The sequence below is a fragment of the Citrobacter braakii genome (assembly GCF_002075345.1).
Lineage (GTDB): Bacteria > Pseudomonadota > Gammaproteobacteria > Enterobacterales > Enterobacteriaceae > Citrobacter > Citrobacter braakii.
Map to the genome: position 1 here is coordinate 166134 of NZ_NAEW01000006.1, position 14733 is coordinate 180866.

Annotated in this window: 15 protein-coding genes; 6 read left to right on the forward strand and 9 right to left on the reverse strand. The window is 53.2% G+C overall.

Annotated features, from left to right (window positions below):
- Positions 1-16 precede the first annotated feature (16 nt).
- Genes surA through apaH form a run of 5 tightly spaced genes read left to right on the forward strand, consistent with a single transcriptional unit; the run spans position 17 to position 4348 of the window.
- Positions 17-1303 (forward strand): peptidylprolyl isomerase SurA, encoded by a 1287-nt coding sequence (surA, locus tag BZK42_RS14870; protein WP_016155672.1) that lies wholly within the window; start codon positions 17-19, stop codon positions 1301-1303.
- The gene (pdxA, locus tag BZK42_RS14875) at positions 1303-2295 is read left to right on the forward strand and encodes a 4-hydroxythreonine-4-phosphate dehydrogenase PdxA (protein WP_080859382.1); all 993 of its coding nucleotides are present in this window, start codon (positions 1303-1305) and stop codon (positions 2293-2295) included. The genes surA and pdxA overlap by 1 nt, the downstream gene beginning before the upstream one ends.
- A complete protein-coding gene (rsmA, locus tag BZK42_RS14880; protein WP_003018865.1) occupies positions 2288-3109 on the forward strand; it encodes a 16S rRNA (adenine(1518)-N(6)/adenine(1519)-N(6))-dimethyltransferase RsmA in 822 nt (273 codons plus the stop codon). The genes pdxA and rsmA overlap by 8 nt, the downstream gene beginning before the upstream one ends.
- Positions 3110-3111: 2 nt before the next feature.
- A complete protein-coding gene (gene apaG / locus BZK42_RS14885) occupies positions 3112-3489 on the forward strand; it encodes a Co2+/Mg2+ efflux protein ApaG (protein ID WP_003018867.1) in 378 nt (125 codons plus the stop codon).
- Positions 3490-3499: 10 nt separating this feature from the next.
- The gene (gene apaH / locus BZK42_RS14890; protein WP_016151663.1) at positions 3500-4348 is read left to right on the forward strand and encodes a bis(5'-nucleosyl)-tetraphosphatase (symmetrical) ApaH; all 849 of its coding nucleotides are present in this window, start codon (positions 3500-3502) and stop codon (positions 4346-4348) included.
- A gap of 94 nt (positions 4349-4442) precedes the next feature.
- Here apaH and folA read toward each other — a convergent pair whose 3' ends face one another.
- The 9 genes from folA to BZK42_RS14935 all read right to left on the reverse strand — a co-directional run bounded on the left by folA (position 4443) and on the right by BZK42_RS14935 (position 12734).
- A complete protein-coding gene (folA, locus tag BZK42_RS14895) occupies positions 4443-4922 on the reverse strand; it encodes a type 3 dihydrofolate reductase (RefSeq protein WP_143329700.1) in 480 nt (159 codons plus the stop codon).
- Positions 4923-5120: 198 nt separating this feature from the next.
- Positions 5121-6983 carry a glutathione-regulated potassium-efflux system protein KefC gene (gene kefC, locus BZK42_RS14900; RefSeq protein ID WP_016151661.1) on the reverse strand — a complete coding sequence of 621 codons (1863 nt, stop codon included), beginning with the start codon at positions 6981-6983 and terminating at the stop codon, positions 5121-5123.
- Positions 6976-7506 carry a glutathione-regulated potassium-efflux system oxidoreductase KefF gene (kefF, locus tag BZK42_RS14905; RefSeq protein WP_006686662.1) on the reverse strand — a complete coding sequence of 177 codons (531 nt, stop codon included), beginning with the start codon at positions 7504-7506 and terminating at the stop codon, positions 6976-6978. Before kefF ends, kefC begins: the two co-directional genes overlap by 8 nt.
- 103 nt (positions 7507-7609) lie before the next feature.
- Positions 7610-7843, reverse strand: a complete 234-nt coding sequence (locus tag BZK42_RS14910) for a YgdI/YgdR family lipoprotein (protein WP_003018880.1) — start codon at positions 7841-7843, stop codon at positions 7610-7612.
- Between the two features lie 90 nt (positions 7844-7933).
- Positions 7934-9277, reverse strand: a complete 1344-nt coding sequence (locus BZK42_RS14915) for an MFS transporter (protein WP_019078353.1) — start codon at positions 9275-9277, stop codon at positions 7934-7936.
- A 109-nt stretch (positions 9278-9386) separates the two neighbouring features.
- Positions 9387-9674, reverse strand: a complete 288-nt coding sequence (gene fixX, locus BZK42_RS14920) for a ferredoxin-like protein FixX (protein ID WP_000203738.1) — start codon at positions 9672-9674, stop codon at positions 9387-9389.
- On the reverse strand, positions 9671-10957 hold the full coding sequence (locus BZK42_RS14925) for an FAD-dependent oxidoreductase (protein WP_080859384.1): 1287 nt from the start codon (positions 10955-10957) through the stop codon (positions 9671-9673). The genes fixX and BZK42_RS14925 overlap by 4 nt, the downstream gene beginning before the upstream one ends.
- Before the next feature lie 49 nt (positions 10958-11006).
- A complete protein-coding gene (locus BZK42_RS14930; RefSeq protein ID WP_080859385.1) occupies positions 11007-11948 on the reverse strand; it encodes an electron transfer flavoprotein subunit alpha/FixB family protein in 942 nt (313 codons plus the stop codon).
- Between the two features lie 15 nt (positions 11949-11963).
- The gene (locus tag BZK42_RS14935) at positions 11964-12734 is read right to left on the reverse strand and encodes an electron transfer flavoprotein FixA (RefSeq protein WP_049269136.1); all 771 of its coding nucleotides are present in this window, start codon (positions 12732-12734) and stop codon (positions 11964-11966) included.
- Positions 12735-13215: 481 nt separating this feature from the next.
- Between BZK42_RS14935 and caiT the strand changes: the two genes are divergently transcribed.
- Positions 13216-14733: an L-carnitine/gamma-butyrobetaine antiporter gene (gene caiT / locus BZK42_RS14940; RefSeq protein WP_016155669.1), complete on the forward strand. Its 1518-nt coding sequence runs from the start codon at positions 13216-13218 to the stop codon at positions 14731-14733.

A 14733-nucleotide genomic window follows, 5' to 3' on the forward strand; every position in this document is an offset into this window, starting at 1 on the left:
TTGAAATGGAAAAAGTATGAAGAACTGGAAAACGCTGCTTCTCGGTATCGCCATGATCGCGAATACCAGTTTCGCTGCCCCACAGGTAGTCGATAAAGTCGCAGCCGTCGTCAATAACGGCGTCGTTCTGGAAAGCGACGTCGATGGCTTAATGCAGTCAGTAAAACTTAATGCGGGTCAGGCTGGTCAACAATTACCGGACGACGCCACGCTGCGTCATCAGATCCTGGAACGTTTGATCATGGATCAAATCCTCCTGCAGATGGGTCAGAAGATGGGTGTTAAAATCTCTGACGAGCAACTGGATCAGGCAATTGCCAACATCGCCAAGCAAAACAACATGACGCTGGATCAGATGCGCAGCCGTCTGGCACAGGATGGCTTAAGCTATTCGACCTATCGTAGCCAGATCCGCAAAGAGATGACCATCTCTGAAGTGCGGAACAACGAAGTTCGCCGTCGCGTTACTATCCTGCCTCAGGAAGTGGATGCCCTGGCGCAGCAGGTCGGCAACCAAAACGATGCCAGCACCGAGCTGAACCTGAGCCACATTCTGATCCCATTACCGGAAAACCCAACTTCTGACCAGGTTAACGCGGCTGAAAGTCAGGCGCGCTCTGTTGTTGATGAAGCGCGTAACGGTAGCGATTTCGGCAAACTGGCTATCACCTATTCCGCTGACCAGCAGGCGCTGAAAGGCGGCCAGATGGGTTGGGGACGTATTCAGGAGCTGCCGGGCATCTTTGCCCAGGCGCTAAGCACCGCGAAAAAAGGCGATATCATCGGCCCAATTCGTTCTGGTGTCGGCTTCCACATCCTGAAAGTTAACGATATGCGTGGTCAAAGCCAGAGCATCTCCGTGACTGAAGTTCATGCCCGCCATATTCTGCTCAAGCCATCGCCGATCATGACCGATCAACAGGCGCGTCTGAAGCTGGAACAAATCGCAGCTGATATTAAGAGCGGTAAAACAACCTTCGCGGCAGCGGCTAAAGAATTTTCTCAGGATCCGGGTTCTGCCAACCAGGGCGGCGATCTGGGCTGGGCTGCAGCGGATATTTTCGATCCCGCTTTCCGCGATGCGCTGACCAAACTTCACAAAGGCCAGATGAGTACCCCGGTGCACTCCTCTTTCGGGTGGCATCTGATCGAGCTGCTGGACACGCGTAACGTTGATAAAACTGACGCGGCGCAGAAAGACAGAGCTTATCGTATGCTGATGAACCGTAAATTCTCGGAAGAAGCGGCAACCTGGATGCAGGAACAGCGCGCCAGCGCCTACGTTAAAGTTCTGAGCAACTAATGACTCGTATTCAACGCGTTGTGATCACTCCCGGCGAACCCGCCGGGATTGGCCCGGACCTGGTGGTTCAGCTCGCCCAACGTGAGTGGCCTGTAGAACTCGTTGTCTGTGCGGATGCCGCACTCCTCAGTGACCGGGCAGCAATGCTCGGTTTACCGCTTTCACTCCTCCCATACTCTCCAGATACCCCAGCCAGACCGCAATCAGCAGGTACGTTGACGCTGTTGCCGATTGCTCTGCGGGCGCCTGTTATCGCGGGTCAGTTGGCGGTAGAGAACGGACAATATGTGGTGGATACGCTGGCTCGCGCCTGCGATGGTTGTCTGCAAGGTGAGTTTGCGGCGCTGATTACCGGTCCGGTGCACAAGGGCGTAATCAATGACGCAGGCGTCCCGTTTACTGGACATACCGAGTTTTTTGAAGAGCGCTCACAGGCGAAGAAAGTCGTCATGATGCTGGCGACTGAAACGCTGCGCGTTGCCCTGGCAACCACTCATTTGCCGCTCAGAGCCGTTGCCGATGCCATTACGCCTGCTCTGCTTAAGGAAGTGATCGGTATTTTGCATCATGATTTGCGCACCAAGTTTGGCATTGCCGATCCGCATATTCTGGTGTGCGGTCTTAACCCGCATGCCGGTGAAGGTGGTCATATGGGAACGGAAGAGATAGACACCCTCATTCCGGTCCTTGATGAACTGCGTGCGCAGGGGATGAAATTAAACGGCCCGCTGCCCGCAGATACGCTGTTTCAGCCCAAATATCTCGACCACGCGGATGCCGTGCTGGCAATGTACCACGATCAGGGTCTCCCCGTGCTAAAATACCAGGGATTTGGTCGCGGTGTGAATATCACGCTGGGCCTGCCCTTTATTCGCACATCCGTCGATCACGGCACCGCGCTTGAACTTGCGGGTCGTGGGCAAGCAGATGTCGGCAGTTTTATTACGGCGCTTAATCTCGCCATCAAAATGATTGTTAATACCAATGAATAATCGAGTCCATCAGGGCCACTTAGCCCGTAAACGTTTCGGGCAAAACTTCCTCAACGATCAGTTTGTGATCGAAAGTATTGTCTCTGCTATCAACCCGCAGAAAGGTCAGGCTATGGTCGAAATCGGCCCGGGCCTGGCAGCGTTGACCGAACCTGTAGGCGAACGCCTGGACAAGCTCACGGTCATTGAGCTGGACCGCGATCTCGCCGCCCGCCTGCAAACACACCCGTTTTTAGGGCCGAAGCTGACTATTTATCAGCAAGATGCCATGACCATGAACTTCGGCGAACTCGCACAAACGATGGGTCAGCCGCTGCGCGTATTCGGCAACCTGCCGTACAACATCTCCACGCCGCTCATGTTCCATCTTTTTTCCTATACTGATGCCATCGCCGACATGCATTTCATGTTGCAAAAAGAGGTGGTCAACCGTCTGGTTGCAGGGCCAAACAGTAAAGCGTATGGTCGATTAAGCGTCATGGCGCAGTATTACTGCAATGTGATCCCGGTACTTGAAGTGCCGCCATCCGCATTTACGCCTGCGCCTAAAGTCGATTCCGCCGTGGTACGTCTGGTCCCTCACGCGACAATGCCGTACCCCGTTAAAGATGTTCGTGTGCTGAGCCGTATTACCACTGAAGCGTTTAATCAGCGTCGCAAAACGGTACGTAATAGTCTCGGCAACCTGTTTAGCGTTGAAGTACTAACAGAGCTGGGCGTTGATCCGGCGATGCGAGCGGAAAATATCTCTGTCGCGCAATACTGCCGGATGGCTAACTATCTGTCAGAAAACGCGCCATCGAAGGAGAGTTAAACATGATCAATTCGCCCCGAGTGTGCATTCAGGTACAAAGCGTCTACATTGAGGCGCAATCCTCACCTGATGATGAACGTTACGTTTTTGCTTATACCGTGACTATCCGCAATTTGGGGCGAGCGCCTGTGCAGCTGTTGGGGCGTTATTGGTTGATCACCAATGGTCATGGCCGTGAAACCGAAGTTCAGGGCGAAGGCGTGGTTGGCGTTCAGCCCCACATCGAACCTGGCGAAGAGTACCAGTACACCAGCGGTGCGGTGATTGAAACACCGCTGGGCACCATGCAGGGTCATTACGAAATGATCGATGAACAAGGGATCGCCTTTACTATCGACATTCCCGTGTTCCGACTCGCCGTTCCTACACTCATTCATTAAAACAATAGCTATGGCAACATACCTCATTGGCGACGTTCACGGTTGTTACGATGAACTGGTAGCCTTGCTGCACCAGGTTGACTTTAATCCAGAACAAGACACCTTATGGCTCACCGGCGATCTGGTCGCGCGTGGGCCAGGGTCGTTAGACGTTTTGCGCTACGTTAAATCGCTGGGCGACAGCGTACGGTTAGTCCTCGGTAATCACGATTTACACCTGTTGGCCGTGTTTGCTGGCATCAGCCGTAATAAACCGAAAGACCGGCTCACGCCGCTGCTTGAGGCACCGGATGCTGACACGCTGCTTAACTGGCTACGTCGCCAGCCGCTGTTGCAGGTTGATGAAGAGAAGAAACTGGTCATGGCGCATGCAGGGATTACCCCACAGTGGGATCTGCAGACGGCGAAGGACTGTGCTCGCGATGTTGAAGCCGTGCTGTCGAGCGACTCTTATCCATTCTTTCTTGATGCCATGTACGGCGACATGCCAAATAACTGGACCCCGGAGCTGACGGGGCTGGCGCGCCTGCGTTTTATTACCAACGCGTTTACCCGCATGCGTTACTGCTTCCCCAACGGTCAGTTGGACATGTACAGCAAAGAGTCGCCAGAAGATGCGCCTGCCCCGCTGAAGCCGTGGTTTGCCATTCCTGGACCTGTCAGTGAAGCCTATAGCATTGCATTCGGGCACTGGGCATCGCTGGAGGGCAAAGGCACGCCAGAAGGTATTTACGCGTTAGATACGGGGTGTTGCTGGGGCGGGGATCTCACCTGTCTGCGCTGGGAAGACAAACAGTACTTTGTACAGCCATCAAATCGCCATCTGAATCTGGATCCCGGCGAGGCCGTCAACGCCTGATAGTCGTCTGCCGGATGGCGGTGCTTACACCTGATCCGGCAGACGAATGTGCAATCTGTAGGCCTGATTAGCGCAACGCCATCAGGCATCCACATTAACGACGTTCCAAAATCTCGAAGCAGTAGCTGTGGGAGTTTTGCGCGTCAGCATCGTGGAATTCACTGAACACCGATTCCCAGTCATCCGGTTCGTAGTCCGGGAAATGCGTATCCCCTTCAACTTCCGCATCAATGTGTGTCAGATACAGTTTCTGCGCTTTCGGCAGGAATTGCTCATACACACGCCCACCGCCAATAACCATAATTTCAGGTTCATCGCCACAGGCCGCGATCGCTTCCTCAACAGACTTCACCCACTGCACGCGTTCGTCGGTGCCAGGCTTGCTGCTGATGACGATATTTTTACGCCCTGGCAACGGTCGCCCGATGGATTCCCACGTGTGGCGTCCCATGACAACCGGCTTGTTTAAGGTATTACGTTTAAACCAGGCGAGATCGGCAGGTAGGTTCCATGGCATGGCATTTTCCATACCGATGACGCGATCTACCGCTAACGCCGCAATCAGACTGATCATTGAATGTTTCCCGGATACAAAAAAATTGTCGCCACTATACGGAAAGCGCAATCTTTCGTCGACTGGCGGAAAGAGGATGAGCATGAAAATTTTCCGTTCTGCTGGCGAACCGACCTATTTAAGGTGGTACGCCAGCATTACAGTAGTTCAAAAACAGCCAATTAGCAGTAAAGTTTGCAGAACATCACATTTTTTACCCTATGCTGACGGTTTCACTTCCGGCTCATCGGCGACGTCGCCCGTATGCTTACCTTCATCCGTGCCTTGCCAGCCATGGCGTTGAATTAATGATAAGTGCTGACGATCTTCCGCAATAATTTCACTCAGCATTTCGCTGGTGCGTTTATATACCGCCGCGCGGGACGTTGCGTCATTTTCCCCTTTCACCATCTCCTCAACCATCAGCGTGTTGAAGCGGCGGAATACATCGGCCCGCTCACGCGCTTCATAGCGTCCAAGCCCAAGACCTTCCAGTGCCAAACGTCCGGTCTTCAGCGCGCCCTCAAAGGTTTCACGTTCCGGCATCTCCACGCCAGCCTGGCGCAGGCGGATGTAATGATCCACATCGCGCGCACGGGCAATAATTTGCAGATGCGGGAAATACTGTTTCACCATTTCGGTCAGTTGCAGGCTGGTTTGCGGATCGTCAATGGCGTTAATAATAACTTCAGCTTTAGCCGCCCCGGCAGACTCCAGCAGATCCATCCGCGTCGCATCGCCATAGAAAACCTTCATGCCGAATTTACGCAGCGTTTCGATATGGTCCGGGTCATGATCAAGAACCACCATTTTGACCCCGCTTGACAACAACAGACGACCGGTTATCTGACCAAATCGCCCAAACCCGGCGATGATCACCCGAGGTTGTTCCTCGTCGATTTCATCTGCTTCCCGCTCTTCACCGGTCGCCGATTTTTCCAGACGCGTCAGAATTACCAGTAAAATCGGCGTCGCCGCCATCGACAGCGCCACCGCCAGCGTCAGAGATTTCGCCCAATCAGGATCAAGCACGTTTGCCATTTGCGCCGCGCCAAACACCACGAAGGCAAACTCACTGCCCTGCCCTAATAACACGGCAAACCATCTGCGCTGCTTGTTCGGCACCTGTAAGGGTTTCGCTATCAGCCACAGCATGACGGTTTTGATAACCAGGAAACCGACCAACAGAATGATAATGCGCAAGGGATTATCAATCAGCGTACCAAAGTCGATAGACATCCCGACGCCGATGAAAAACAGTCCCAGCAGCAGCCCTTTAAATGGCTCGATATCGCTTTCCAGCGCGTGACGATACTCAGAGCTTGCCAGCAGCACGCCAGCCAGGAACGCCCCCATCGCCATCGACAGTCCAACCTCTTCCAACAGCAGACCGAAGCCAAAAACGAGGAACAGCGCAACGGCACTGAATACTTCCCGCAGGCCAGAGCGAGCGACAAAACGCAAGGCCGGACGCGTCACATAACGCCCCAGCAACACCACCAGCACCAGGGCGCTCGCCACTTTAAGGGCGGAGAGCGCAAACGCCCCAAGCGTTGTCGATGCGCCGCTCGCCGCAAGTAATGGGATCATCGCCACCAGAGGAATAGCGGCGATATCCTGGAACAACAGCACGGCAAACGCGCTGCGTCCCATTTGCGAAACCATCAGGTTTCGCTCATTCATCGCCTGCATAGCAATAGCCGTGGAGGAAAGCGCCAGCGTCATGCCGATCAGTTCCGCTACCTGCCAGCGAAGGCCGAGGAACATACAGAACAAACCAATCAGACCGCCGCATACCACCATCTGCAGCGCACCACCACCGAACACCGAGGCCCGCAGTTTCCACAAACGTTGCGGATCCAGCTCCAGACCGATGACAAACAGCATCAACACCACGCCAATCTCGGCAAAATGCAGGATTGATTCAGCGTCGGTCACCATCCTCAGACCCCATGGTCCAATAATGCACCCTGCGATGAGATACCCCAGCACTGATCCTAGCCCCAGTCGCACGGCAATGGGGACAATCAGCGCCGCCGATCCGAGATAAATCAGCGCCTGTATTAGCGTATGGTTATCCATGATGAACCTCCTGCCACTCCAACAGACGCTGTTTGTAATGACGCGCCTGCGCCTGCAGAGTTTCATCATCACAGATAAACGTACAGTGCATCGCAAACGGCGGCAGCCATTTGAGGCCACAGTAGAGCGCCGTTGCCTGTAAGGGCTGGGAAAGCACATCAAATCCGGGATGGGAGCCAATATCAAAGTGGTTTTCGCCGCCGCCGGTCGTCACTGCCCACAGCAGATGTTTACCGTGGAGCGCTGTCCCGCCGTGGCCATATGCCCAACCGTGTGAAAGGACCTTATCCATCCACAGCTTGAGTAAGGGAGGTGTGCTATACCATTGCATAGGATGCTGCCAGATAATCAAATCAGCGCGCGCCAGCGCATCCTGTTCAGCGGCAATATCGATATTGAAGTCGGGGTAGAGCTGGTAGAGCGAGCGGATCTCCACGCCCTCCAGCGTCCTTGCCTGTTCAAGCATCCGCTTATTCGCATGCGAGTGCTGCGGATAGGGATGCGCATAAATGATGAGGATCATGATTAGCCTGTTTCACTGCATTATTGTAATAACAGTGAGTTTAGTCAGTTAATCCGCAGGCTAACAGTCAATATTATTGAGTGGTTGAATGGAGAAAACTGAACTAGTTATCCAGTTCGCTCATATCTTTAACCTGATCGCGGTTAATTTGTTCCGTCTTACCCGTTTGCGCATTTTTGTACGACACCAGGCCTGTATCATCATCGACTTGCGGTTTGCCGTCGGTCACGATTGTTTTGCCATCGGTCGTTTTAACCGCCTGGTTCGAGGAGCAACCGGCTACGGTGAACAGTGCTGCTGCGGTAAAAATAGAGGTGATCAGAATATGTTTTTGCATGGTGTTCTCCCTGCTTTTCAGTCGTTTTCAGTGATATACCCGTTAACTGTAGGCTAACTGACTGAGTTGCAGGGAAAATACAGAACACTCCTAATAACCCGCCCTGGTCACGGGTTTACTGCGGATCGTCATTTGGCTGGTTTGCGCCAGCGTCAGACCTCGCGTTTCCGGGGCGAAAGCGATGGACACGAGCAGGCCGATCAGCGAAATGCCCGCCCCCATCAGCATGACATTACTGATCCCGTATTTGGTGATGAACACCGGCAGCGCCCAGGTTGAAACAATGGTGCCGATACGGCTTAAGGACATAATCACCCCGACGGCAGACGCACGAATATCGGTGGGAAACAGTTCGTTAGGGTATAGCCATTGCAGGTTTCCTGGTCCCCCAGAGAAAAATGCGTATACGGCAAACGCCAGCACCACCAGCCACGCGCCCATATCAGGGATTAACCCCAGCACGGCCAGCGCCAGCGTCATCATAATGAAGCTGCCAATTAACAGCGGTCGTCGGCCCGCGCTATTAAGCCAGAACATGGGAGGAATGCATCCCAACATAAAGCACAAGCTGATTACCACATTTCCCAACGCGGCGCTTTTCCCGGCACCAAGCCCCAGTAGCCCCACAATCTGCGGACCAAAGGTATAAATGGCAAACATCGGGATCACCTGACAAGTCCAGATAGCGGCGACAAACAGTACAAACGGGAAATGACGGCGATTAAATAGCTGAAGAAAGCGCGTCTCCTGCGGCGCTTCTTCGTCGAACACCACCGGTTCGCCGAACAGTTTGATCATCATCTCCTCACATTCTTTCACCCGACCTTTACGCAGCAGCCAGCGCGGCGATTCAGGAAGATCGAAACGCCCAATCAGGATCAAAATACAGGGGATCACCGCGCTGCCCAACATCCAGCGCCATCCGCCCTCAACATCATACAACCAGTAGCCGACCAGATCGGCACAGGTGGCGCCGACATACCACATAGCGGCGATAAAACCGATGGAGAAAGCGCGTTGGCGGGTATTGGAGAACTCAGTGATCATCGAGGTGGCGATCGGGTAGTCGGCACCAATCACAATACCGATCAGCACGCGCATTACCAACAGCTCAACGGGCGAGGAGACAAACATGGTTGCCGCCGATATCACGCCAATGGCGATAATATCGATAATGAACATTTTGCGCCGCCCGACCTTGTCGGAAATGTAGCCAAACAGCGACGTCCCCACAAACAGCCCCGCGAGCGTACCGGCGCCCAGCAGACCAATCCACTGCGCATCCAGTTTCAATGCTGGCGTGAGCTGTTCCAATGCCACGCCAATCATCACCAGCACATAACCATCCAGAAACGGCCCACCGCTTCCCCACAGCATTATCCGGCGGTGAATAGAGGTGAATTTGATGTCATCAAAGTTCCTGGGCTGCTGCATGGTTATGTCCTGTTTTATTTTAACTTAATGCCTGATGACGTTACGCTTATCAGGCCTACGCATTGTTCCTGTAGGCCGGATAAGGCGAAGCCGCCATCCGGCACCAGGTTTAGCCGTAGCGGAACTCCACGCCAAACGTCCCACGCGGGTATTCCCATTTTTCCAGCGCTGTATCCAGCCCGAGAATGCGGCACGTTCCGCATTCCAGGCATCCGGCATAATCAAAACGTACGCTACCGTCATCCTGCTTTTTATACAGGCCAGCCGGACAGGCCTTAATCAGCACCTCCAGCACCTGTTTATCAGGATCGGTTTTGAGAATGATATGCGGACTGTCTTCATCCACATTGAACTTATTGACGCCCAGTTTGACGTCCACGTTGACGGGAGATGTCATAATACGGTCACTCCTTTCAGGCCATCTTTCATCAGGTTGATGAAGCCCACTTTCTTCGCATGGCGTAGGATTTTTTTACGCATTGGCACCGGTGCCGAACCATCCACGGTGAACAGGTCGCGCGCAATACTGACCGCCATTTCCGGATAAGCGGTAAACATGCGTGGGTTATCAAGAAAAGCGGGTAGCTTTTGATACATGCGCATATCGCGCATCGGGCCTTCGTCCAGATGCTGACGGTATTCCTCCAGCGACTGCTTGCTAAAATCGTCGCGCTTCATTGCGGAAAGCACCGTTTTCGCCGCCGCTTCACCTGCGGATATGGCGAGATCCATACCGCGAATGGTAAAGCCGAGGTTCATACACATTCCAGCAGCGTCACCAGCAATCAATACGCCGTCCCCCACCAGTTCTGGCTGCATGTTGATACCGGCTTCCGGTACGACGTGCGCGGCATATTCCACCAGCTTGCCACCGGCGATCAGCGGGGCAACCGCCGGATGCTGTTTGAAATCTTCCAGCATTTGCGGAACCGATTTTTTCGCATCTTTCAGATGATGAAGGCCGCAGACCAGTCCCAGAGAAAGGGTCGTTTCATTCGTATAGAGAAAGCCACCGCCCATCAACCCATCGGTGGGCGATCCGGCAAACAGACAGGCAGCCCCTTCGTTCCCTTGTAACTGGAAACGATCTTCAATTACCGATTTCGGCAACTCGATCAGCTCTTTTACGCCGACGGCAACATGCGATGCCTCGACGCGCTTTGCCATACCCAACTTTTCAGCCAACAGAGAATTCACTCCGTCGGCAAGGATCACCACTTTGGCTTCCAGAATATCGCCATCGGCTTCCACGCCCACGACTGTGCCCTCGCGCTGCACAACGTTATCCACGCGGATACCGGTGATGAGCTGAGCGCCCGCCTCTTCGGCCTGCTCCATCAGCCAGGCGTCAAATTTACTGCGTAAGACAGAGTAAGAAACCTGCGACGATTTGGCGTCTTCGCCGTTGCAATAGTCGATGGTCATCGCCCCTTTGTCGGTCATAAAGGCGAGTTTTTCGTGGGTGATGATGCGTTCAATGGGGGCCTGCTCAGCAAAACCGGGAATGATATTCTCCAGGCTATGCGCATACATGCGCCCACCGGTGACATTCTTCGCGCCAGCAGAATTGCCGCGCTCGATAACCAGCACCTGTGCGCCCTCCCGAGCCAGCACCAGCGCCGCAACCGAACCCGCCAGACCTGCACCCACGATGATGGCATCAAAGATATCTTCGGACATACGTACTCCTGTCAGCGGCAGGACACCTTCGCATCCTGCCCGAAATGGTTTAACGCGCTAAAGCAGCCGTCAGCGCAGGCAGGATCTTCAGTGCATCGCCAACGATGCCAAAATCCGCATACTGGAAAATCGGCGCATTTTTATCTTTGTTGATGGCGAAAATCGTCTGCGCGCCGTTGGCGCCGACCATATGTTGGATCTGCCCGGAGATCCCCACGGCCAGATACAGTTCCGGCTTGAGCATCAGGTTGGAGATGCCGACGTAGCGTTCGTGCTCCATCCACTTCTCGTTTTCCGCCACCGGACGGGAGCACGCCAGCTCGGCACCAATCGTCTGGCACAGCGCCTCCGCCAGCGAGATATTTTCTTTGCTGCCGATCCCGCGTCCCACGCTGACCACCAGACGGGCTTTGTCGAGGTCGACGCTGTTGCTCTGACGTGCCTGAGTTGCCGTACGAGTAACGGCTACAGCCGGAGCCTGCCATGATACGGTGTGCACCTCGCTACTGCGGGCGGTATCCGGTTGCTGCGCGTCAAACGTTCCACTGCTTAGCGTTATCACGGCGAACGGTGAAGCGATTGTTTCTGCCCCCATCGCCAGGCCGCCGTAGACCATATGTTTTACCGCCGCTTTTCCGTCCTGCACGGCGACTGCACTGGCGTCATTTGAGACCGCTGCCGACAAGCGAAAACCCAGTTTTGCCGCTAACAGCTTGCCGCGACGCGTATTTGGCAGCAGCACCGCCCCGCCCTCGCTGTGCTGACGAATAGTTTCGGCCATCACATCAGCGTAGTCTTCGACCATACGGTCATCTGGTTTACCGCTGAGTAACCAGACATCATCTGCGCCTAAATGGCATGCCGTCGCGCAGTCCGCTTCACTCAGCACAAACGTGTTAACTTTTTCACCTAAAGCCTGCGCACCATTCATCAGTTCCGGCAGACGAGAAGGGGTATCGCTGAATACCCAGATACTGGAAAATTTGTTCATAACATCCCCTGATAATTAAATGATTTTGCGAAGATTCTCGACAAATGCGGCAATCTGTTCTTCACCGTCACCTTCAATTACAACGCGCTGACGCTCGCGCTGCTTCGGTGCAGCAACGTGTTGTTCGGAATATGCCTGCGCGCTGTTCAGGCCAATGTCTGCCGGCGACCAGACCTGAACCGTTTTTTTCGCCGCGCCAAGAATGGCTTTCATCGAAGGGATTTGTGGGGTATTGATGTCCGTTGAGACCGCGATCACCGCCGGAAGCGGAATGCTCAGAGTTTCGACTTCATCTTCCAGTTCACGCTCTACCGTCAAAGTGCTGTCAGTAAGAGAGAGGATTTTACTCACGCCGTTAATCGCCGGAATGTTCAGCGCTTCGCCCACCAGCAGACCAACCTGCTGAGCATAAAGATCGGAAGAACCGTCACCGCAAATAAGCAGATCGAAACCTGCTTTTTGCGCGGCGGCAGCCAGCGCGCTGGCAGTTTGTTGTGGCAGCGCCTGCTCAAATTGCTCGTCAATAACAACAATCAGTTCATCTGGGCCACGGGAAAGCACATCTTTTCGCCCTTTTGCATTGGTCAGCGCTTTGCCGCCGACGCTCATGGCCACAACCAGGGCCTCTCCTGACTGTTGTTTCAACTGACAAGCCGCTTCGATCGCATTCAGATCATACTGGCTTATTTTGCCATCCGCTTTGCTGAAATCGAGTGAACCATCAGCATTATTAATCGCAATATCCTGTTCATCAGGTACGCATTTGTAGCAAGTAATTATCTTCATTGCATCTCCAGAAATCATGAAGGAAACGTATTTATATCGGCAGTGTTAAATACAGATATCACGCTCTTTAATTCGGAAATAAAACCTTAATCACCAATATTGAAAATGTCACACATTGAAATTCGTAACTTTCAATAGTGTTATGCACCTCACCAATATTGAAAGAATCACGTCAAATATGAAAATTTTCAATATTGTCTGCGGGTTCAACAATATTGAACACCAGTCACTTAAAAAAGTTAAAAAACCACAGCCAACCAATTGATTATAAACAAAAAATATCAAATTTTTGAGCGAATTGCTCAGCATAAAAAAGTGTGACGAAGATAACAGAACCACCCGATATGAATACTCATTATGGGTTACTCACTGAGGCGCTCCCAGAGGTTAAAAAGTTATCAACAAATCATTAATAATAAATAAACAAACGATCATGCACGGGCACGCTAAATAAGTTTCGTTTTCACACTGGAATTCACTTATGAAAAATGAAAAGAGAAAATCGGGAATTGAACCGAAGGTTTTTTTTCCGCCATTAATAATAGTTGGGATACTTTGTTGGCTAACTGTAAGAGATCTCGATGCCGCTAACGTCGTTATTAATGCGGTATTCAGTTATGTCACCAATGTCTGGGGCTGGGCATTTGAATGGTATATGGTCGTCATGCTCTTCGGCTGGTTCTGGTTGGTCTTTGGCCCGTATGCCAAAAAGAAATTAGGCGACGAAAAACCAGAGTTTAGTACCGCCAGCTGGATTTTTATGATGTTCGCTTCCTGTACATCCGCCGCGGTGCTGTTCTGGGGTTCCATCGAGATCTACTACTACATCTCCACCCCGCCGTTTGCTCTCGCGCCTAACTCCACGGGCGCGAAAGAGCTGGGCCTGGCGTACAGCCTGTTCCACTGGGGACCATTGCCGTGGGCAACCTACAGTTTCCTTTCTGTGGCTTTCGCCTACTTCTTCTTTGTGCGCAAGATGGACGTCATCCGTCCCAGCTCCACGCTGGTACCGTTAGTGGGCGAGAAGCATGCGAAAGGGCTGTTCGGCACCATCGTCGATAACTTCTATCTGGTGGCGCTGATCTTCGCGATGGGTACCAGCCTCGGTCTGGCCACTCCGCTGGTAACCGAGTGCATGCAGTATCTGTTCGGTATTCCGCATACGCTGCAACTCGACGCAATCATCATTACCTGCTGGATCATATTGAACGCCATTTGCGTGGCCTGCGGCCTGCAAAAAGGGGTCAAGATCGCCAGCGACGTGCGTAGCTATCTGAGCTTCCTGATGCTGGGCTGGGTGTTTATCGTCAGCGGCGCCAGCTTCATCATGAACTACTTCACCGACTCCGTCGGCATGCTGTTGATGTATCTGCCGCGCATGCTGTTCTATACCGATGCCATCGGTAAAGGCGGCTTCCCACAGGGCTGGACCGTCTTCTACTGGGCGTGGTGGGTCATTTACGCCATCCAGATGAGTATCTTCCTGGCCCGTATTTCTCGTGGTCGTACCGTCCGTGAACTGTGCTTCGGGATGGTGCTGGGCCTGACCGCGTCGACCTGGATCCTGTGGACAGTCCTTGGCAGCAACACGCTGCTGCTGATGGATAAAAACGTTCTCAATATCCCGCAGCTGATTGAACAACACGGTGTGGCGCGCGCCATTATCGAAACCTGGGCTGCTTTACCGCTCAGCACCGCCACCATGTGGGGATTCTTCATCCTCTGCTTTATTGCCACGGTGACGCTGATTAACGCCTGCTCTTACACCCTGGCGATGTCCACCTGTCGTGAAGTCCGCGATGGTGAAGAACCGCCGCTGTTAGTACGTATCGGCTGGTCCGTTCTGGTCGGCATCATCGGTATCGTTCTGCTGGCGCTGGGTGGGCTGAAGCCGATTCAGACCGCGATTATCGCCGGAGGATGCCCGCTGTTCTTCGTCAACATCATGGTGACGCTGTCCTTTATTAAAGACGCCAAAGTGCACTGGAAAGACAAGTAA